The sequence below is a fragment of the Burkholderia sp. AU15512 genome, assembly GCF_002223325.1.
GTDB lineage: Bacteria > Pseudomonadota > Gammaproteobacteria > Burkholderiales > Burkholderiaceae > Burkholderia.
Genome location: NZ_NKEX01000003.1, coordinates 183710 through 204315, shown reverse-complemented (window position 1 = coordinate 204315; position 20606 = coordinate 183710). Strand labels below are relative to the sequence as shown.

The 20606-nt window shown below is 67.4% G+C and carries 16 protein-coding genes; 10 read left to right on the top strand and 6 right to left on the bottom strand.

The window, feature by feature from the left end; genetic code table 11:
• Positions 1–27 precede the first annotated feature (27 nt).
• The 5 genes from CFB43_RS03485 (at position 28) to proC (ending at position 5736) form a co-directional block, all read left to right on the top strand.
• A complete protein-coding gene (locus tag CFB43_RS03485) occupies positions 28–1521 on the top strand; it encodes an FAD-linked oxidase C-terminal domain-containing protein (RefSeq protein WP_089494127.1) in 1494 nt (497 codons plus the stop codon).
• Between the two features lie 185 nt (positions 1522–1706).
• Positions 1707–2795 (top strand): glycolate oxidase subunit GlcE, encoded by a 1089-nt coding sequence (glcE, locus tag CFB43_RS03480; protein ID WP_089494126.1) that lies wholly within the window; start codon positions 1707–1709, stop codon positions 2793–2795.
• Between the two features lie 7 nt (positions 2796–2802).
• The gene (gene glcF / locus CFB43_RS03475; RefSeq protein WP_089494125.1) at positions 2803–4029 is read left to right on the top strand and encodes a glycolate oxidase subunit GlcF; all 1227 of its coding nucleotides are present in this window, start codon (positions 2803–2805) and stop codon (positions 4027–4029) included.
• 143 nt (positions 4030–4172) lie between these two features.
• Positions 4173–4871 (top strand): YggS family pyridoxal phosphate-dependent enzyme, encoded by a 699-nt coding sequence (locus CFB43_RS03470; protein ID WP_089495234.1) that lies wholly within the window; start codon positions 4173–4175, stop codon positions 4869–4871.
• Positions 4872–4923: 52 nt separating this feature from the next.
• Complete coding sequence (gene proC / locus CFB43_RS03465; protein WP_089494124.1) at positions 4924–5736, top strand: pyrroline-5-carboxylate reductase; 813 nt, start codon at positions 4924–4926, stop codon at positions 5734–5736.
• Positions 5737–5892: 156 nt separating this feature from the next.
• On the opposite strand, the gene ubiA is transcribed toward proC, so the two are convergent.
• From ubiA to recG, 6 genes are all read right to left on the bottom strand, one after another.
• Complete coding sequence (ubiA, locus tag CFB43_RS03460; protein WP_089494123.1) at positions 5893–6756, bottom strand: 4-hydroxybenzoate octaprenyltransferase; 864 nt, start codon at positions 6754–6756, stop codon at positions 5893–5895.
• Positions 6757–7031: 275 nt separating this feature from the next.
• On the bottom strand, positions 7032–7520 hold the full coding sequence (dpsA, locus tag CFB43_RS03455) for a non-specific DNA-binding protein DpsA (protein WP_089424538.1): 489 nt from the start codon (positions 7518–7520) through the stop codon (positions 7032–7034).
• A 105-nt stretch (positions 7521–7625) separates the two neighbouring features.
• Positions 7626–7766 (bottom strand): hypothetical protein, encoded by a 141-nt coding sequence (locus CFB43_RS38295; RefSeq protein WP_174973271.1) that lies wholly within the window; start codon positions 7764–7766, stop codon positions 7626–7628.
• A 102-nt stretch (positions 7767–7868) separates the two neighbouring features.
• Positions 7869–10055, bottom strand: a complete 2187-nt coding sequence (katG, locus tag CFB43_RS03450; protein WP_089494122.1) for a catalase/peroxidase HPI — start codon at positions 10053–10055, stop codon at positions 7869–7871.
• Between the two features lie 622 nt (positions 10056–10677).
• Positions 10678–11637, bottom strand: a complete 960-nt coding sequence (locus CFB43_RS03445; RefSeq protein WP_043189592.1) for a hydrogen peroxide-inducible genes activator — start codon at positions 11635–11637, stop codon at positions 10678–10680.
• A gap of 125 nt (positions 11638–11762) precedes the next feature.
• Positions 11763–14093: an ATP-dependent DNA helicase RecG gene (gene recG / locus CFB43_RS03440; RefSeq protein ID WP_089494121.1), complete on the bottom strand. Its 2331-nt coding sequence runs from the start codon at positions 14091–14093 to the stop codon at positions 11763–11765.
• Positions 14094–14260: 167 nt separating this feature from the next.
• Between recG and queA the strand changes: the two genes are divergently transcribed.
• From queA to secF, 5 genes are all read left to right on the top strand, one after another.
• Complete coding sequence (gene queA, locus CFB43_RS03435) at positions 14261–15328, top strand: tRNA preQ1(34) S-adenosylmethionine ribosyltransferase-isomerase QueA (RefSeq protein ID WP_089494120.1); 1068 nt, start codon at positions 14261–14263, stop codon at positions 15326–15328.
• Positions 15329–15532: 204 nt separating this feature from the next.
• On the top strand, positions 15533–16732 hold the full coding sequence (gene tgt / locus CFB43_RS03430) for a tRNA guanosine(34) transglycosylase Tgt (RefSeq protein ID WP_089494119.1): 1200 nt from the start codon (positions 15533–15535) through the stop codon (positions 16730–16732).
• Positions 16733–16988: 256 nt separating this feature from the next.
• The gene (gene yajC, locus CFB43_RS03425; protein ID WP_006476868.1) at positions 16989–17312 is read left to right on the top strand and encodes a preprotein translocase subunit YajC; all 324 of its coding nucleotides are present in this window, start codon (positions 16989–16991) and stop codon (positions 17310–17312) included.
• Positions 17313–17418: 106 nt separating this feature from the next.
• Entirely contained in the window at positions 17419–19440 is a 2022-nt protein-coding gene (gene secD / locus CFB43_RS03420; RefSeq protein WP_089494118.1) for a protein translocase subunit SecD, read from the top strand.
• A gap of 16 nt (positions 19441–19456) precedes the next feature.
• Positions 19457–20407, top strand: coding sequence for a protein translocase subunit SecF (gene secF, locus CFB43_RS03415; RefSeq protein ID WP_089424532.1), 951 nt, complete (start codon positions 19457–19459; stop codon positions 20405–20407).
• Positions 20408–20606: the final 199 nt, after the last annotated feature.

Here is a 20606-nt window from a genome sequence, read left to right as displayed (position 1 = left end):
ACCGCGCCGCCTGCTGCAGGAGACCCCATGAACGCTCCCGTCGAACTGTCGAGCGCGGCTCGCGCGCAGCGCCAGCGTGAAGTCGTGCAGGCGCTGATGGCCGTGCTGCCGACGCACTGCCTGCTGTACCGCGACGAAGACACGGCGCCGTACGAATGCGACGGCCTGTCCGCGTACCGCCGCCTGCCGCTCGCGGTCGCGCTGCCCGAAACGGAATCGCAGGTGCAGCGGATCGTGCAGATCTGCCGCCGCATGGAAGTGCCGATCGTGCCGCGCGGCGCGGGCACGAGCCTGTCGGGCGGCGCGCTGCCGATGGCGCTCGGCGTCGTGCTGTCGCTGGCGCGCTTCACGCGCATCGTCGAAGTCGATCCTTACGCCCGCACGGCAACCGTGCAGCCCGGCGTGCGCAACCTCGCGATCTCGGAAGCCGCCGCGCCGTACGGCCTGTATTACGCGCCTGATCCGTCGTCGCAGATCGCGTGCACGATCGGCGGCAACGTCGCGGAGAATTCCGGCGGCGTCCACTGCCTGAAATACGGGCTGACGGTGCACAACGTGATGCGCGTGCGTGCGGTGACGATCGACGGCGAGATCGTCGAATTCGGCTCGCTCGCGCTCGACATGCCGGGCCTCGACCTGCTCGCCGTGATGATCGGCAGCGAAGGGATGTTCGCGATCGTCACCGAGGTCACGGTGAAACTGATCCCGAAGCCGCAAACGGCCCAGCTCGTGATGGCGAGCTTCGACGACGTCGTCAAGGGCGGCGAGGCCGTCGCGGCGATCATCGCGTCGGGCATCATTCCGGCCGGGCTCGAAATGATGGACAAGCCGGCCACGCAGGCCGTCGAGTCCTTTACGCATGCCGGCTACGACCTCGACGCGAAGGCGATCCTGCTGTGCGAATCGGACGGCACGCCGGAAGAAGTCGCCGAAGAGATCGTGCGGATGACGGCCGTGCTGCGCGAGCATGGCGCGACGCGCATCCAGGTGTCGCGCAACGAGAGCGAGCGGCTGCGCTACTGGTCGGGCCGCAAGAACGCGTTCCCGGCCGCCGGCCGTATTTCGCCCGACTATTACTGCATGGACGGCACCGTGCCGCGCCGCGCGATCGGTCCGCTGCTCGCGCGCATCGAGCTGCTCGAAACGCGCTACGGGCTGCGCTGCATCAACGTGTTCCATGCGGGCGACGGCAACATGCATCCGCTGATCCTGTACAACGCGAACGATCCGGACGAACTGCACCGTGCCGAGCAGTTCGGCGCGGAAATCCTCGAATGCTGCGTGGAATTCGGCGGCAGCGTGACGGGCGAGCACGGCGTCGGCATCGAGAAGCTCAATTCGATGTGCGTACAGTTCTCGCCGCAGGAGCGCGATGCGTTCTTCGCGGTCAAGCGCGCGTTCGATCCGGCGGGGCTGCTGAACCCGGACAAGGGCATCCCGACCCGGGCGCGCTGTGCCGAGTACGGTCGCCAGCACGTGCGCGGCGGGCTGCTGCCGCACCCCGACCTGCCGCGCTTCTGAGCCTCACCCTCGGTACGCGGCCGGTGCCGGCGGGCGGATCGCGGCGGCGGGTCGCGCCCGCGCGGCCCGTTCGCGCGACGGCGCAAGCTTGCGGCCTGCAATACGGGGCTTAGGGATAGTCGCGATGTGGATTCGCGCCACCCCGGTACAATCGACCGAACAACAAGTCGAGGCAGCAACAGAACATGGAAGAGGACGACATCGTCGCCGGATGGGCCGAGCGTATCCGCGCCGCCAGTGCCGACGGCCGGCCGCTGCGGATTCGCGGCGGCGGCACCAAGGACTGGTACGGCCAGGCGCTCGAGGGCGAAATACTCGACACGCGCGCGTTTCAGGGCGTGGTGTCGTACGACCCGGCCGAGCTCGTCGTCACGGTCCGCGCGGGCACGCCGCTCGCGCAGCTTGAAACCGTCCTCGCCGAGTGCGGCCAGATGCTGCCGTTCGAGCCGCCGCACTTCGGCCGCTCGGCCACCGTCGGCGGCTGTGTCGCGGCCGGCCTGGCGGGCCCACGGCGCGCCACCTGCGGCGCGCCGCGCGATTTCGTGCTCGGCGTCACGCTGATGAACGGCCGCGGCGAAATGCTGCGTTTCGGCGGTCAGGTCGTGAAGAACGTCGCCGGCTACGACGTGTCGCGGCTGATGGCCGGCGCGCTCGGCACCCTCGGGCTGATGCTCGACCTGTCGATCAAGGTGCTGCCGATGCCCGTCGCAGAAGTCACGCTGAAGTTCGAGATGACCGCGACCGACGCGGTGCGCAAGCTCAACGAATGGGGCGGCCATCCGCTGCCCGTCAGCGCGAGCGGCTGGCGCAACGGCACGCTCGTGCTGCGCCTGTCGGGCGCCGAAGCGGCCGTGAAATCCGCGAAGACGCTGCTCGGCGGCGAAGTCGTCGACGCGGTCGAAGCCGAGCGCTTCTGGGCCGGCCTGCGCGAGCATACCGACCCGTTCTTCAACGGCATCCCGCCCGGCTACGCGCTGTGGCGCCTCGCGCTGCCGTCGATCACCGAACCGATGCACCTGCCCGGCACCCAGCTGATGGAATGGGGTGGCGCGCAGCGCTGGTGGATCACCGACGCCGACGCGCAGACCGTGCGGATGAGCGCGAAGCAGGCCGGCGGCCACGCGACGCTGTTCCGTGCGGGCGACGCGTACGATCGCAGCGCGGGCGTGTTCACGCCGCTCCCCGCCCCGATGATGAAAATCCACCGCGGGCTGAAGGCCGCGTTCGATCCCGCGCGCATCTTCAACCGCGGCCGGCTCTACCCCGATCTCTGAAGGCTCGATGCAAACGAACCTCGCCGATTTCATCCGCAATACGCCCGACGGCGACGAAGCCGACGCGATATTGCGCAAGTGCGTGCATTGCGGGTTCTGTACCGCAACCTGCCCGACCTACCAGTTGCTCGGCGACGAACTCGACGGCCCGCGCGGCCGGATCTACCTGATCAAGCAGATGGTCGAAGGCGCACCCGTCACGCGCAGCACGCAGCAGCACCTCGACCGCTGCCTCACGTGCCGCAGCTGCGAGACGACCTGCCCGTCCGGCGTCCAGTACGGCCGTCTCGTCGAGATCGGCCGCAAGCACGTCGAGGCGCAGGTGCAGCGCCCGGTGCAGCAGCGTCTCGTGCGCCGCCTGCTCGCGAGCCTGGTGCCGAACGAGGCGCTGTTCTCGCCGGTGATGCGGCTCGGTCAGCACGTGCGGCCGCTGCTGCCGAAGCGGCTGCGCGACAAGGTGCCGCCGCGCACGCGGCTGCTCGAATGGCCGCACCTCACGCATACGCGCAAGATGCTGATGCTCGGCGGCTGCGTGCAGCCGTCGATGCTGCCGAACATCAACATCGCGACCGCGCGCGTGCTGGACGCGCTCGGCATCGAGACGGTCGTCTCGCCCGACGCAGGCTGCTGCGGCGCGATCCGCCTGCACCTGAACTATCACGACGAAGCGCTCGACGACGCGCGCCGCAACATCGACGCGTGGTGGCCCCATGTCGAACAGGGTGTCGAGGCGATCGTGATGAATGCGTCGGGCTGCGGCGCGACGGTGCTCGAATACGCGCACCTGCTGCGCGACGACCCGGCCTATGCGGAGAAAGCGCAGCGCATCGTGTCGCTCACGCGCGACATCTCCGACGTGCTGCTCGCGTTCGAGGCCGAGCTCGCGACGCTCGCGCGGCGCCGCGCGATCCATACGGTCGCGTACCACCCGCCGTGCACGCTGCAGCACGGCCAGCAGTCGCGCGGCAAGGTCGAACGCCTGCTCGAGACGCTCGGCATCGACGTGCGGCTGCCGGCCGACAGCCATCTGTGCTGCGGGTCGGCCGGCACCTATTCGCTGACGCAGCCGTCGCTGTCGTACCGGTTGCGCAAGCAGAAGCTGCTGAAGCTGCAGGCGCTCGAACCGCAGATGATCGTCTCCGGCAACATCGGCTGCATCGCGCACCTGCAAAGCGGCACGCAGATTCCGGTCACCCACTGGATCCAGCTCGTCGAGCATCTGCTGTACGGCTAGCGCGTGCTCATTCGAATGACGGGTGGACGCTGGGCCTCGCGCACGGCGTCCGTATAATGGGCGAATCGATGCGTCGCGTGCCGCGGCGCATCCGCACCATGCCCGCTTCCGTGCCTGCTTCCGTGCCTGCTTTCGTGCCCGTCATGTCCGATCTCGCCGCCCGTCTCGCCTCCGTTCATCGCCGCATCGCCGACGCCGCCCGCGCGGCCGGCCGCGATCCCGCCACCGTGTCGCTGCTCGCCGTGTCCAAAACCTTTCCCGCCGACGACGTGCGCGCCGCGCATGCGGCCGGGCAGCGTGCCTTCGGCGAAAACTACGTGCAGGAATCGATCGACAAGATCGACGCGCTCGCCGACCTGCGTGCGGACCTCGAATGGCATTTCATCGGGCCGCTGCAATCGAACAAGACGCGCCCGGTTGCCGAACGCTTCGACTGGGTCCATTCGGTCGACCGGCTGAAGATCGCGCAGCGCCTGTCGGAACAGCGCCCCGCGCACCTGCCGCCGCTCAACATCTGCGTGCAGGTGAACATCAGCGGCGAGGCGTCGAAGAGCGGCGTTGCGCCGGCCGACGTGGCCGAGGTTGCGCGCGCGGTCGCCGCGCTGCCGTCGGTGCGGCTGCGCGGGCTGATGGCGATTCCCGAACCGGCCGGCGACACCGACGCGCAACGCGCGCCGCATCGAGCGCTGCGTGCGCTGTTCGACACGTTGCGTGCCGACGGCCTGCCGCTCGACACGTTGTCGATGGGCATGTCCGCCGATCTCGACGCGGCCGTGCTCGAAGGCGCGACGATCGTGCGCGTCGGCACCGCGATCTTCGGCGCGCGCGATTACTCGCACTGAACGCCACGCCCTTTTACGCCTTTCCGTTCACTCACTCGCTCAATCCGACATCATGAAAATCGCATTCATCGGCGGCGGCAACATGGCCGCGGCCCTGATCGGCGGCCTGATCAAGCGCGGCGTCGCCGCTGACGGCCTGTATGCCATCGACGTCAACGAAGAGGTGCGCGCGCGCGCCGCCCAGCAGTTCGGCGTGCGCACCGGCGCGGCCATCGACGCGGCGCTCGCCGACTACGACGCGGTCGTGCTCGCGGTGAAGCCGCAGGTGCTGAAGGACGTCGCGCAGGCACTCGCACCGCACCTGAAGACGCAACTCGTGATCAGCATCGCGGCCGGGATCCGCGGCAGCGATCTCGCACGCTGGCTCGGCGACTACGCGCGCGTCGTGCGCACAATGCCGAACACGCCGGCGCTCGTCGGCATGGGCGTGACGGGCCTCGCGGCGCTGCCGGGCGTCGACGCGGCGGGCCGCGAACTCGCGTCGAACGTGCTGGGTGCAGTCGGTGAAATCGTCTGGTTCGATGACGAGTCGAAGCTCGACGCCGTCACCGCGATCTCGGGCAGCGGCCCCGCGTACGTGTTCTATTTCATCGAAGCGCTGCAGGAAGCCGCGCGCCAGCTCGGCATGAACGACGAACAAGGCCGTGCGCTCGCGGTCGCGACGTTCACGGGTGCCGCGCAACTGGCCGCGCAATCGGGCGAGCCGGCGAGCGTGCTGCGCGAGCGCGTGACGTCGAAGGGCGGCACGACGGCCGCCGCGCTCGCGTCGTTCGACGCGCAAGGCGTGAAGGATGCGATCGTGCGCGGTGCACTCGCGGCCGAAGCGCGCGCGAAGGAAATGGGCGACGAGCTCGGCCGCGCGTAAGCGCGCCGGCGGTGCCGGCCCGGCGCTCGCTGTATGCGTTGGACGCCCCGCCCCGTCATGCTGACGTGCACGACCAACAAAAAAGCGGCCCAGGCCGCCTTTTTTTGTTGGTACCGCGCCCCGCATCGCCTACCGCCTGCGGTGAGATCGCGACATTCAGCTCCCCGCCAGCAGGTAGTGCACGGCGATCCCGGCGAACAGCACGCCGCCGAGCCAGTTGTTGTGCCGGAACGCCGCAAAGCACGGCATCCGCTCGCGGTCCTTGATCAGCGTGTAGTGATATAGCGCGCAGCCGGCCGCCGACGCCCAGCCGGCCCAGTATGCGAGGCCGAAGCCGAGCGTCACGCCGATCCACACGTAGATGCCGAGCGTCACCGCGTAGCACAGCATCACGGCCGCGACGTCGAAGCGGCCGAACGTCAGCGCGGACGTGCGGATGCCGATCTTGATGTCGTCGTCGCGATCGACCATCGCGTATTCGGTGTCGTACGCGACCGACCAGAAAATGTTCGCGATCAGCATCACCCACGCGATCGTCGGCACCGTGTCCTGCACGGCCGCGAACGCCATCGGGATGCCGAAGCCGAACGCGATGCCCAGATAGGCCTGCGGAATCGCGAAGAAGCGCTTCATGAACGGATACGAGCCCGCGACGAACAGCGCGACGACGGACAACTGCTTCGTCAGCGTGTTGAGCGGCAGGATCAGCAGGAACGAGATGAAGGCGAGCCCGACCGCGATCGCGATGGCTTCCCATGCGCGGATCTTGCCCGACGTCAGCGGCCGGTCGGCCGTGCGCTTCACGTGGCGGTCGAAGTCGCGGTCGGCGTAATCGTTCATCGCGCAGCCGGCCGAACGCATCAGCAGCGTGCCGAGCGAGAAGATCACGAGCAGCGGCCAGCGCGGATGGCCGTCGGACGCGATCCACAGCGCGTTGAGCGTCGGCCACAGCAGCAGCAGGCTGCCGATCGGCTTGTCCATCCGGACGAGCCGCAGATACAGGGGAAAGCGGGCAAGCATGGCGAAGCACCGGGAAGATAACCCCGGCATTTTAGAGCCGAGCGGTGCTTCGCGTCATGTCGGCAAGGCCCGCGGGCAATCGCGGCCGGACGCCGGCGCGCTGCCCGCGCCCGCCGCACGTGGCCGAGCTGCAACGCGCATCAATCAAGGGACAGAGCCAGCGCACGCACGGATCCGCGCAAAGCGCCCGACTGGGTTCGGCCCGACTAGGGCGGATCAATCAGGGCCGGAGTCACGATGCGCAGGCTTCGGCCAGCCTGCCGCGCGTTGCACGCCTACGCGAGCAACGACCGCAGCATCCACGCGGTTTTTTCATGAATCTGCAGGCGCTGCGTCAGCAGGTCGGCGGTCGGCTCGTCGCTCGCCGCATCGGCAAGCGGAAAAATCGCACGTGCGGTACGCACGACGGCCTCGTGCCCTTCGACGAGCTGGCGGATCATGTCTTCGGCAGCGGGCACACCGTTCGCTTCCGGCACCGACGACAGTTTCGCGAAATCGCCGAAGGTGCCCGGCGCGACGACGCCGAGCGTGCGAATGCGTTCGGCAACCGAATCGACCGCGAGCCACAGTTCGTTGTACTGCTCCTCGAACATCAGGTGCAGCGTGTTGAACATCGGGCCCGTGACGTTCCAGTGGAAATTGTGGGTCTTCAGGTACAGCGTGAACGTATCGGCAAGCAGGCGCGACAGGCCTTCCGCGATCTTCTTGCGGTCCTTGTCGCTGATGCCGATGTTGATCTGGGCAGCTTGAGTTTTCCTGGCCATGTTCCGTACTCCTTATTCAATGAAACAGAGCAATGAAAGTGAATCGGACTACCTGCCTATTGATACCACACCTGCCGCCCGCGCGTGGCGAGCGAAACGCCTCGCTCAGGCGGCCGCGATCGCGTGCAGCGCCTGCGACACCAGTTCGGCCGCCCCGCCGATGACGATGGCGGATCCGACCACGTATCGCGCGACCTCTGCCGGCGACGCCAGTACAGCGCGCGTTTTCAACATCATTTGCGTCATGATCGTCACTCCTTCAACAACACTCAGGGGCAGGAAGAAACGGCCGGTTGGACGACCGGCCGTTTCCCGTTACTGCCTCGCCGCACTACCGCGCGGCGACGCTTACGCGAGGTCGAAGCGGTCCAGGTTCATCACCTTGTTCCAGGCCGCGACGAAGTCGTGCGCGAACTTCTCCTTCGCATCCGCGCTGCCGTACACCTCGGCTAGCGCACGCAGTTGCGCATGCGAGCCGAAGATCAGGTCGACGCGCGAGCCCGTCCACTTGACCTGGCCCGTCGCCCGATCGCGCCCTTCGAACACGTCGTTCGCGGCCGACACCGGCTTCCATTCCGTGCCCATGTCGAGCAGGTTCACGAAGAAGTCGTTCGTCAGCGCCTCCGGACGGTCGGTAAACACGCCCCGCTTCGCATCGCCGGCGTTCGCACCCAGCACGCGCAGGCCACCGACGAGCACCGTCATCTCGGGCGCGGTCAGCGTCAGCAGTTGCGCCTTGTCGACCAGCAGCGCCTCGGCAGGCGTCTTGTATGCGCTCTTCAGGTAGTTGCGGAACCCGTCCGCCACCGGCTCGAGCACGGCCATCGCTTCGACATCGGTCTCTTCCTGCGACGCATCCGCACGGCCCGGTGCGAACGGCACCGTCACGGCGATACCCGCATTCTTCGCGGCCTGCTCGACGCCGGCCGCACCGGCCAGCACGATCAGGTCGGCCAGCGACACCTTCTTGCCGCCCGTCTGCGCATCATTGAACGCTTTCTGCACGCCCTCGAGCGTCTCGAGCACCTTCGCGAGTTCAGCCGGACGGTTCACTTCCCAGTCCTTCTGCGGCGCCAGGCGGATACGCGCACCGTTCGCGCCGCCGCGCTTGTCCGACCCGCGGAACGTCGCAGCCGACGCCCAGGCGGTCGACACGAGCTGCGACACCGACAGGCCCGTAGCCAGCACCTTCGCCTTCAGCTCGGCGACGTCGGCGGCGTCGATCAGCGGGTGATCGACGGCCGGGATCGGGTCCTGCCACAGCAGGTGTTCCGCCGGCACGTCCGGGCCGAGATAGCGGGAACGCGGGCCCATGTCACGGTGCGTGAGCTTGAACCACGCGCGTGCGAATGCGTCGGCGAACTCGGCCGGGTTCTCGTAGAAACGGCGCGAAATCTTCTCGTAGGCCGGATCGAAACGCAGCGACAGGTCGGTCGTCAGCATCGTCGGGCGATGCTTCTTCGACGCGTCGAATGCATCCGGAATCACCTCGCCTGCGTCCTTCGCGACCCACTGGTGCGCGCCGGCCGGGCTCTTCGTGAGCTCCCACTCGTAGCTGAACAGGTGCTTGAAGAAGTCGTTGCTCCACTGCGTCGGCGTCGACGTCCACGTGACTTCGAGGCCGCTCGTGATGGCATCCTTGCCCTTGCCCGTGCCGAACGTGCTCTTCCAGCCGAGCCCCTGCTCCTCGAGGCCCGCGGCTTCCGGCTCGGGGCCGACGTTCGAGGCCGGACCGGCGCCGTGCGTCTTGCCGAACGTATGGCCGCCCGCGATCAGCGCGACCGTCTCTTCGTCGTTCATCGCCATGCGCGCGAACGTCTCGCGGATGTCATGCGCGGCGGCGACCGGGTCGGGGTTGCCGTCCGGGCCTTCCGGGTTCACGTAGATCAGGCCCATCTGCACCGCGGCGAGCGGGCTTTCGAGCTCGCGCTTGCCCGAGTAGCGGCTGTTCGGGCCGCCGCTCAGTTCCAGCCAGATCTTTTCCGAACCCCAGTACACGTCGTCCGGTTCCCACGTATCGACGCGGCCGCCGGCGTAGCCGAAGGTCTTGAAGCCCATCGATTCGAGCGCGACGTTGCCGGTCAGGATCAGCAGGTCGGCCCACGAGATGTTGCGGCCGTACTTCTGCTTGATCGGCCACAGCAGGCGGCGCGCCTTGTCGAGGCTGACGTTGTCCGGCCAGCTGTTGAGCGGCGCGAAGCGTTGCTGCCCGCCGCCCGCGCCGCCGCGGCCGTCGGCCGTGCGGTACGTGCCTGCGCTGTGCCAGGCCATGCGGACGAACAGGCCGCCATAGTGGCCGAAGTCGGCCGGCCACCAGTCCTGCGACGCCGTCATCAACGCGTGCAGGTCCTTCTTCACCGCCTCGAGGTCAAGCTTCTTGAACGCTGCGGCGTAGTCGAAATCCGGGTCCATCGGATCGGACAGCGCCGAATGCCGATGCAGGACGTTCAGGTTCAGCTGATTCGGCCACCAGTCCTTGTTCGTCGTGCCGCCACCAGCGGTGTGGTTGAACGGGCACTTCGTTTCGTTCGACATGCTTTTTCTCCTTGTCTTGCTCATAGGCCCCCACGTGCCAGGCGCGGTTCGTGGAGCATTGCGGGGGGATGAAACGGAACAGGCGGTTCCTCCTGTCGTACTACGGGACGTCGTGCGCGGCCTGCGACCCGCGTCCCCGCTGCGACGCGCCGCAGGCGGCGCGTTCGGGAACGCGGCTGCCGGCAGTCGTCGTGCCGGCGCGGCGGGCGGCTTTTCGGGTATCGGACATGCAATGCTCCCTCATGGCTCGGCGGCAGTTAGTCGGGGGAACACAGGACCGGCGTGCAGCGGCACTCATCCGCCATACACACGGTCCGCCAGGTACGCGAACGCAATCGGACGCAGGCTGCGAACCGCCGCCCTGGCGCGATGTACGACCGCGTCGCGCGACGGGATGTTCCGCTGCGCGTGCTGCAATACCGACCGCATCATGACATCCTCCTTTGACGCTTGCATTCAACGTGCCGATCGGTCGCCGACCTCACGCCGATCCATGGAGAAGATTCTATATTCATCTATCGATTGATTGAATTTGATAAATTTCATCTATTCGATAGAGAAAAATAAACGGGGTCGCAAGACCCCGTTCATCATGCTGCCACACGCGCATGCGGCGGCGTGCTCAGTTCATCGTCGCCGGCATGTCGAGCTTCGCGACACCCGGCAGCTCGCACGCGGAAATCGCGTCGCTGATTGCGTCGATCGCGGGCATCCGCGTGAAGCTCTTGCGCCACACGAGCACCACGCGGCGGTCGGGCACCGGCTCGTTGAACGGCACGTATGACAGCAGTTCGGCATCGGGGCCGTTCGCGCGCGGGCCGACCTCGGCGACCGACATCCGCGGCAGCACGGTGATGCCGACACCGCTTGCTACCATGTGGCGGATCGTCTCGAGCGACGAGCCCTCGAAGGTCTTCTGGATGCCGTCGGCCGTCTGCGAGAAGCGCATCAGCTCCGGGCACACGCCGAGCACGTGATCGCGGAAGCAGTGGCCGTTGCCGAGCAGCAGCATGGTTTCCTGCTTGAGATCCTCGGCGTCGATTTCCTCGCGCTTCTCCCACGGATGGCCGGCGGGCAGCGCAACGACGAACGGTTCGTCGTACAGCGGTCGCACCATCAGGCCGGTTTCCGGAAACGGCAGCGCCATGATCGCGGCGTCGATCTCGCCCTGCTTGAGCAGTTCGAGCAGCTTCAGCGTGTAGTTTTCCTGCAGCATCAGCGGCATCTGCGGGACCCGCTGGATCATCTGCTTGACGAGCGTCGGCAGCAGATAGGGCCCGATCGTGTAGATCACCCCGAGGCGGAACGGGCCGACCAACGGATCCTTGCCCTGCTTCGCGATCTCCTTGATCGCGAAGGTCTGCTCGAGCACGCGCTGCGCCTGCGTGACGATCTGGTCACCGATCGGCGTGACGCTCACTTCGCTCGCGCCGCGTTCGAAAATCTGCACGTTGAGCTCGTCTTCGAGCTTCTTGATCGCCACCGACAGCGTCGGCTGGCTCACGAAGCATGCTTCGGCCGCGCGGCCGAAATGCCGTTCGCGCGCGACCGCGACGATGTATTTCAATTCAGTCAGCGTCATTGTGGGTCAATCAGAGATATACAAGCGATAGGTTTAATTTATACACCCTGTGACACCGGTTCGCCAAGTTTCTCTGCATCGGAATGCGTCAAACGGCGGTTTTAAATCCGGCCCCGGCCCGCGGATCAGGCCTTCAGATACTGCTCCCGCGCACCGAGCCAGCGCGCGAGATGCTGCGTGACGACCTCCGGATACGCGGCAATCAGCCGCGACGCGGCTTCGCGGGCCGGCTCGATCAGCCAGCCGTCGGTCTCGAGGTTCGCGAAGCGCAGCATCGCCGCGCCCGACTGGCGTGCACCGAGGAATTCGCCGGGGCCGCGGATCTCGAGGTCGCGCCGCGCAATCTCGAAGCCGTCGGTCGTCTCGCGCATCGTCTTCAGCCGCTCGCGGCCCGTGAGCGACAGCGGCCCCGTGTACAGCAGCACGCACACCGACGCCGCGGTGCCCCGCCCGACCCGGCCGCGCAGCTGGTGCAGCTGCGCAAGGCCGAAGCGCTCGGCGTGCTCGATCACCATCAGCGACGCGTTCGGCACGTCGACGCCGACCTCGATCACGGTCGTCGCGACGAGCAGCTGCACGTCGTTGCGCGTGAACGCTTCCATCACGGCCGCCTTGTCGGCCGGCGACAGCCGGCCGTGCACGAGCCCGACCTTCAGTTCCGGGAGCGCGGCGGCCAGCGTCTCGTATGTCTCGACGGCTGTCTGCAACTGCAGCGTCTCGCTCTCCTCGATCAGCGGGCACACCCAGTACACCTGGCGCCCGGTCAGCGCGGCCTCGCGCACGCGGGCGATCACCTCCTCGCGCCGCGCATCGCCGACGAGGCGCGTCAGCACGGGCGTGCGGCCCGGCGGCAGCTCGTCGATCGTCGAGACTTCGAGATCGGCGTAATACGTCATCGCAAGCGTGCGCGGAATCGGCGTGGCCGACATCATCAGCTGGTGCGGCTGGAAGTCGCGCGCGCCGTTGGCCGCGTTCGCGGCCTTCGCACGCAGCGCGAGCCGTTGCTCGACGCCGAAGCGGTGCTGTTCGTCGACGATCACGAGGCCGAGCCGCGCGAATTCGACCGTGTCCTGGATGATCGCGTGCGTGCCGATCACGAGCTGCGCGGTGCCGAGCGCCGCCGCCTCGATCGCCGCGCGCTTCTCCTTCGCCTTCAGGCTGCCCGCGAGCCACGCGACCGTGACGCCCAGCGGCTCGAGCCACGCGCGTAGCTTGCGCGCGTGCTGTTCCGCGAGGATTTCGGTGGGCGCCATCAGCGCGGCCTGGTAGCCGGCGTCGATCGCCTGCGTGGCGGCCAGCGCCGCGACGACCGTCTTGCCGCTGCCGACGTCGCCCTGCAGCAGGCGCTGCATCGGGTGCGCAAGGGTAAGATCGTTCGCGATTTCATCCACGACGCGCGCCTGCGCGCCCGTCAGCGTGAACGGCAGCGCGGCGTAGAGCCGGGTCGTCAACGCATCGGCATCGCTCGCGGCGCGGCGCGGCATCGCGGGCGCCGCACGCGTGCGGCGCTCCTCGTGCGCGCGCTTGAGCGACAACTGCTGCGCGAGCAACTCCTCGAACTTGATACGCGTCCACGCCGGATGCGAGCCGTCCATCAGCGCGGCTTCGTCGGAATCGACGCGCGGGTGATGCAGGATGCGCACCGCCTGCTCGAGCGTCGGCACGTCGAGCGGCTTCAGATAGTCGCGCTGGATCTCGGGCGGCAGCAGTTCGGGCAGCGGCGTGCGCTCGACCGCGTTCTCGATCGCCTTGCGCAGGTAGGCCTGCGACACGCCGGCCGTGCTCGGATAGACGGGCGTGAGCACTTGCGGCAGCGGCGCATCCGGTTCGACCACGCGTACCGCCGGATGCACCATCTCCATCCCGAAGAAGCCGCCACGCACGTCGCCGCGCACGCGCAGCCGCTGGCCGACGGCCATCTGCTTGACCTGCGAGCCGTAGAAATTCAGGAAGCGCAGCACGAGATGCTCGCCGTCGTCGTCCTGGATCTTCACGACCAGTTGGCGGCGCGGCCGGTACGCGACCTCGTTGTCGAACACGACGCCTTCGGTCTGCGCGATGCCGCCCGGCAGCAGCTCGCCGATCGGCGTGAGCGTGGTTTCGTCCTCGTAGCGCATCGGCAGATGCAGCACGAGATCGATCGAGCGCGTGAGACCGAGCTTCGCGAGCTTGTCGACGGTCTTCACGGGTTTATCGGCGGCGGGCTTCCTCTTGCGCTTCGCGCCGGCCGCGCCTGCCGGGTCGCTGTCAGCCGCGCCATCGGCATCGGGCGCGGCGGCGGCCGGCTGCGCGAGCCTGCCGTCGGCGCCGCGCTTCGGGCCGGCGCGGCGCGGCGCGGCGCGTTCCGCGGAATCACGCTCGCCCGCGCGTTGCGCGGGCGGCGCGACATCTTCCGCGTCGAACGGATCGGCGGAATCGGCAACGGCAGCGGGGGAACGGCGTGGTGACACAGGCATCGGATCGTCTGGGTGCTTCGCAAGGCAAGTACAATAGCGGCTTTCACGTCGTCCGAACGAACGACGCCGGCCAGGCCGCGCATCCCGCCATCATAGCGGCTCGCGCGCCCGATTTACGCGTTTCCGCCCCGCCGGCGACGCCCGCCGGCCGCTTCGAACCAGCCCGCATGTTCACGCTTTCCGATTTCGATTTCAATCTGCCTCCCGAGCTGATTGCACAAACCGCGCTGCCCGATCGCACCGCGAGCCGCCTGCTCGAGGTCGACGGCACCGTCGCGCCCGCCCGCCTGGTCGACCGCCATTTCACCGCGCTGCCATCGTGCATCGCGGCCGGCGATCTGCTCGTCTTCAACGATACCAAGGTGCTGAAGGCGCGTTTCTTCGGCCAGAAGGCCAGCGGCGGCAAGATCGAGGTGCTGATCGAGCGCGTGACCGGCACGCACACGGCGCTCGCGCAGATCCGCGCGAGCAAGTCGCCGGGCGCCGGCACGACGCTGCGGCTCGCCGATGCGTTCGACGTGACGGTGGGCGAGCGCGTCGATCCGTTTTTCACGCTGAACTTCCCCGCGCCGTGCCTCGACCTGATCGAGCAGTACGGCCGCCTGCCGCTGCCGCCCTATATCGAGCACGATCCGGATGCGACCGACGAGACGCGCTACCAGACCGTCTACGCGAGCAACCCGGGCGCGGTCGCCGCGCCGACGGCCGGGCTGCACTTCGACCAGCCGATGCTCGACCGGCTCGACGCGATGGGCGTCGAGCGCGCGACGCTGACGCTGCACGTCGGCGCCGGCACGTTCCAGCCGGTGCGCGTCGACAACATCGCCGAGCACAAGATGCACAGCGAGTGGTACGACCTGCCGCAGTCGCTCGTCGACAAGATCGCCGCGACCCGTGCGCGCGGCGGCAACGTGATCGCGGTCGGCACGACGTCGATGCGCGCGCTCGAAGCCGCGGCGCGCGCGGCCGACGAAGCGGGCCGCCCGCTCGCGGCCACGCAGGCCGAGACCGACATCTTCATCACGCCCGGCTATCGTTTCCGCGTGGTCGACCGGCTCGTCACGAACTTCCACCTGCCGAAGTCGACGCTGCTGATGCTGGTGTCCGCGTTCGCGGGCGTGGAGACGATCCGCGCCGCGTACCGGCACGCGATCGACGAGCGCTACCGCTTCTTCAGCTACGGCGATGCGATGCTGCTCACGCGGCGCGACGCGCCGGAGGCACCGGGCGCGTAAGCGCGGCACGGAGGCCGGCCGCCGTACCGAACGGCCAGGTTCCGCTTTCACGTTGTGCGTGCGATGCTCGCACGCACCCGCTTTCCCCGCCGCCGGATTCCCGGCGGCGTTTCCAACATGCGCCGGACTTGCGATCCAGAGTTAGCGCTTTAGCGGTTACTCTGGTCCCATGCAGAGCAGCCCGGTAGCGAGGAGAATGACGCGATGACCGAAGGTTCATCCCACGATACGCACGCTGATACGCACGCCCCCGTGCAGGACCGCCCGGCGAACGGGCTCGAATTCGAACTGCTGACGACCGACGGCCATGCGCGCCGCGGCCGCGTGAAGCTCAACCACGGCGTGGTCGAGACGCCGATCTTCATGCCGGTCGGCACGTACGGCACCGTGAAGGCGATCCAGCCGCGCGAGCTGCACGAGATCAAGGCCCAGATCATCCTCGGCAACACGTTCCACCTGTGGCTGCGCCCGGGCCTCGACACGATCGACGCGCACGGCGGCCTGCACGCCTTCATGGGCTGGAACAAGCCGATCCTGACCGACTCGGGCGGCTTCCAGGTGTTCTCGCTCGGCGACCTGCGCAAGATCACCGAGGACGGCGTGACGTTCGCGTCGCCGATCAACGGCGACAAGCTGTTCCTGTCGCCGGAAGTGTCGATGCAGATCCAGAAGGTGCTGAACTCCGACGTCGTGATGCAGTTCGACGAGTGCACGCCGTACGCGACCAACGGCGTGCCGACCACGCACCAGGAAGCGGCCGACTCGATGCGCATGTCGCTGCGCTGGGCGAAGCGCTCGCTCGACGAGTTCAACCGGCTCGGCAACCCGAACGCGCTGTTCGGGATCGTCCAGGGCGGGATGTTCGAGGATCTGCGCGACGAATCGCTCGCGGGCCTCGCGGAACTCGGCTTCCACGGCCTCGCGATCGGCGGGCTGTCGGTCGGCGAGCCGAAGGAAGACATGATGCGCGTGCTGCGCCACGTCGGCCCGAAGCTGCCGGCCAACAAGCCGCACTACCTGATGGGCGTGGGCACGCCGGAGGACCTGGTCGAGGGCGTCGCCAACGGCGTCGACATGTTCGACTGCGTGATGCCGACCCGCAACGCGCGCAACGGCTGGCTGTTCACGCGCTTCGGCGACGTGAAGATCCGCAACGCAACGCACAAGAACTCGCTGAAGCCGCTCGACGCGAGCTGCACGTGCTACACGTGCCAGAACTTCTCGCGCGGCTACCTGCATCACCTGCACCGCGTGGGCGAGATCCTCGGCGCCCAGCTCAACACGATCCACAACCTGCACTACTACCTGCAGCTGATGAGCGAGATCCGCGAAGCGATCGAGACCCACACGTTCGACGCGTTCCGCCAGCGCTTCGCGGAGGATCGCGCCAGAGGGGTCGACTGACGGGCGGTCGAGCCGCCCTTGATAAGACAAACACTAAACGGATCGAAAATCTTTTGGGACTCGTCCTAAACAAGCGCGTCCCAACTGCCGCTCGGAACCGACAAACATTACAATCGCCTTTCCATTCAAGTCGCAACGGTACCGGTTCACGCTTTAACAGCTTGATCCGAAAGCGCATTTGCCGAGCCGTTTGCGCATGGGGCCGGTGGTAGAATAACCGGCTTATTTTTCGATCTTCCCCTACGGAGAGACCAACGTGCCGTTCATTTCCAACGCGTTCGCCCAAGGTGCCGGTGGCGCCGAATCGAGCCTGATGAGCTTCCTGCCGCTCATCCTGATGTTTGCCGTGCTCTACTTCATCATGATCCGTCCGCAGATGAAGCGTCAGAAGGAGCACCGCAACATGCTCGCGGCCATGGCCAAGGGCGACGAAGTCGTCACGAGCGGCGGCCTCGTGGGCAAGGTGACGAAGGTCACCGAAGGCTACATCGGCGTCGAAATCGCCGAAGGCACCGAAATCACCGTGCAGAAGGCCGCGGTCACGACCATTCTGCCGAAGGGCACGATCAAGTCGCTGTAAGCCCTTCACCGAGCGTCCGGCTCCCCGCGCCGTGCCCGCCTGAGAGAGCGGGCCGCCGCGGCGCCGGACGCGACGCTTTCACGCCAACCACCCGTTCGGCTCCCTCATGAATCGTTATCCACTCTGGAAATATGTCGTGATGGTCGTGGCGCTCGCCATCGGCCTTCTGTACACATTGCCCAACTTCTTCGGCGAATCGCCGGCGGTGCAGGTGTCGAGCGGCAAGGCCACGGTCAAGCTCGACTCGACCACGCTGACCCAGGTCGAATCGGCGCTCGCCTCCGCGCAGATCACGCCGGACGACGTCACCTTCGAGAACACGGCGACCAACGCGAACATCCGCGTGCGCCTGAAGGACACCGATACGCAGCTGCGCGTCAAGGACCTGCTGCAGAAATCGCTGAACGCCGACCCGAACGATCCGCAGTACGTCGTCGCCCTGAACCTGCAGAGCGCGTCGCCGCGCTGGCTGACCTCCCTGCACGCGCTGCCGATGTATCTCGGCCTCGACCTGCGTGGCGGCGTCCACTTCCTGCTCCAGGTCGACATGACGGGCGCGCTGACGAAGAAGCTCGATTCCGACGCGTCCGACGCGCGCACGCTGCTGCGCGACAAGAACATCCGCGACGGCGGCGTGAGCCGCGTCGACCAGTCCGTGGTCGTCAACTTCAGCGATGCACAGACGGCGGAAGACGCCCGCAAGCTGCTCGCGCTGTCGATCACCGAACTGCAATGGGCGACCCAGCCCGGCGGCGGCGGCACGCAGGTCGTCGGCACGTTCACGCCGGCCGTGCAGAAGTCCGTCGAGGACGCCGCGCTCAAGCAGAACCTGACGACGCTCCACAACCGAGTGAACGAACTCGGCGTGTCCGAGCCGATCCTGCAGCAGCAAGGTAGCGACCGCATCGTCGTCGAGCTGCCGGGCGTGCAGGACACCGCGAAGGCGAAGGACATCATCGGCCGCACCGCGACGCTCGAAGCGCGCCTCGCCGATCCGATCAACACGCACCCGAACCCGAACGACCCGGTGCCGCCGGGTGAAGAGCTGTTCACGCAGGGCAACCAGGCGCCGGTGCTGCTGAAGAAGGACGTGATCTTCACGGGCGACCGCATCATCGATGCCTCGGCCGGCTTCGACGATCACCAGCGTCCGTCGGTCAACATCCGCCTCGATTCGGCGGGTGGCCGCTCGGTGCGCGCGGTCTCGCGCGAGAACATCGGCAAGCCGATGGCGATGGTGCTGTTCGAGAAGGGCAAGGGCGAAGTGCTGACGGTCGCGACGATCCAGTCGGAACTCGGCGACCGCTTCCAGATCACGGGCCAGCCGACGCCGCAGGCCGCGGCCGACCTCGCGCTGCTGCTGCGCGCCGGTTCGCTCGCCGCGCCGATGGACATCATCGAGGAACGCACGATCGGCCCGAGCCTCGGCGCCGACAACATCAAGATGGGCATCCACTCGGTGATCTGGGGCTTCTGCGCGATCGCCGTGTTCATGATCGCGTACTACATGCTGTTCGGCGTGATCTCGGTGATCGGCCTGTCGGTGAACCTGCTGCTGCTCGTCGCCGTGCTGTCGCTGATGCAGGCGACGCTGACGCTGCCCGGCATCGCCGCCATCGCGCTCGCGCTCGGTATGGCGATCGACGCGAACGTGCTGATCAACGAGCGCGTGCGTGAAGAACTGCGCGCCGGCCAGCCGCCGCAGACCGCCATCCAGGCCGGCTACGCGCATGCGTGGGCGACGATTCTCGACTCGAACGTCACGACGCTGATCGCCGGCCTCGCGCTGCTCGCGTTCGGCTCGGGCCCGGTTCGCGCGTTCGCGATCGTGCACTGCCTCGGTATCCTGACGTCGATGTTCTCCGCGGTGTTCTTCTCGCGCGGGATCGTCAACCTCTGGTACGGCGGCCGCAAGAAGCTGAAGTCGCTCGCGATCGGCCAGGTGTGGAAGCCGGAAGGCGCCGCTGCCGCCGCGTCGTTCACCGACGCCGACGAATCGACCGACACCGCACGCGCCGCGAAGCTCGCCGCCCCCGCGAAGGGCAACGCGCCGCGCGCCGGCAAGCCGCAGCTGCGCAACCGCGCGCAGCAAGGCGTGTCGCCGAAGAAACCGGGCTCGACCCAATAAGGCCCCGGAGAAGACCATGGAATTTTTCCGCATCCGTAAAGACATTCCGTTCATGCGGCACGCGCTGGTGTTCAACGTGATCTCGCTGGTCACGTTCCTCGCCGCCGTGTTCTTCCTGTTCCACCGCGGGCTGCACCTGTCCGTCGAATTCACCGGCGGGACGGTGATCGAGGTGCAGTACCAGCAGGCCGCTGAACTCGAACCGGTGCGCGCGACGCTCGGCAAGCTCGGCTACGCCGACGCGCAGGTGCAGAACTTCGGCACGTCGCGCAACGTGCTGATCCGCCTGCAGCTGAAGGAAGGCCTCACGTCCGCGCAGCAGAGCGACCAGGTGATGGGCGCGCTGAAGGCGCAGAACCCGGACGTCACGCTGCAGCGCGTCGAGTTCGTCGGCCCGCAGGTCGGCCGGGAACTCGCGACCGACGGCCTGCTCGCGCTCGCGTGCGTCGTGATCGGCATCGTGATCTACCTGTCGTTCCGCTTCGAGTGGAAGTACGCGGTGGCCGGCATCATCGCCAACCTGCACGATATCGTGATCATTCTCGGCTTCTTCGCGTTCTTCCAGTGGGAGTTCTCGCTGGCGGTGCTCGCGGCGATCCTCGCGGTGCTCGGCTACTCGGTCAACGAGTCGGTCGTCATCTTCGACCGGATCCGCGAAACGTTCCGCCGCGAACGCAAGATGAGCGTGCAGGAAGTGATCAACCACGCGATCACGACCACGATGTCGCGCACGATCATCACGCACACGTCGACCGAAATGATGGTGCTGTCGATGTTCTTCTTCGGCGGCCCGACGCTGCACTACTTCGCACTCGCGCTGACGGTCGGCATCATGTTCGGCATCTACTCGTCGGTGTTCGTCGCGGGCTCGCTCGCGATGTGGCTCGGCATCAAGCGTGAAGACCTGATCAAGGAAAAGAAGTCCGCGCACGATCCGGACGATCCGAACGCAGGCGCGCAGGTTTAAGCGCCACGCTGCTTCGGCACAGACGAAAAGCCGGCCCGGTTGGGCCGGCTTTTTCATGCCCGCGCCACCGCCGCGCATCGCGCCGCCCGCTCGCCCTGCCCGGTCACGCACGTCGGCTACAATCGTGACCGTCCCGTCGCGCCCACCCGCCGGCCGTGCGTCAGCGGGACAGCGCCTTCGCCCTCCGTTCAAACGTGCG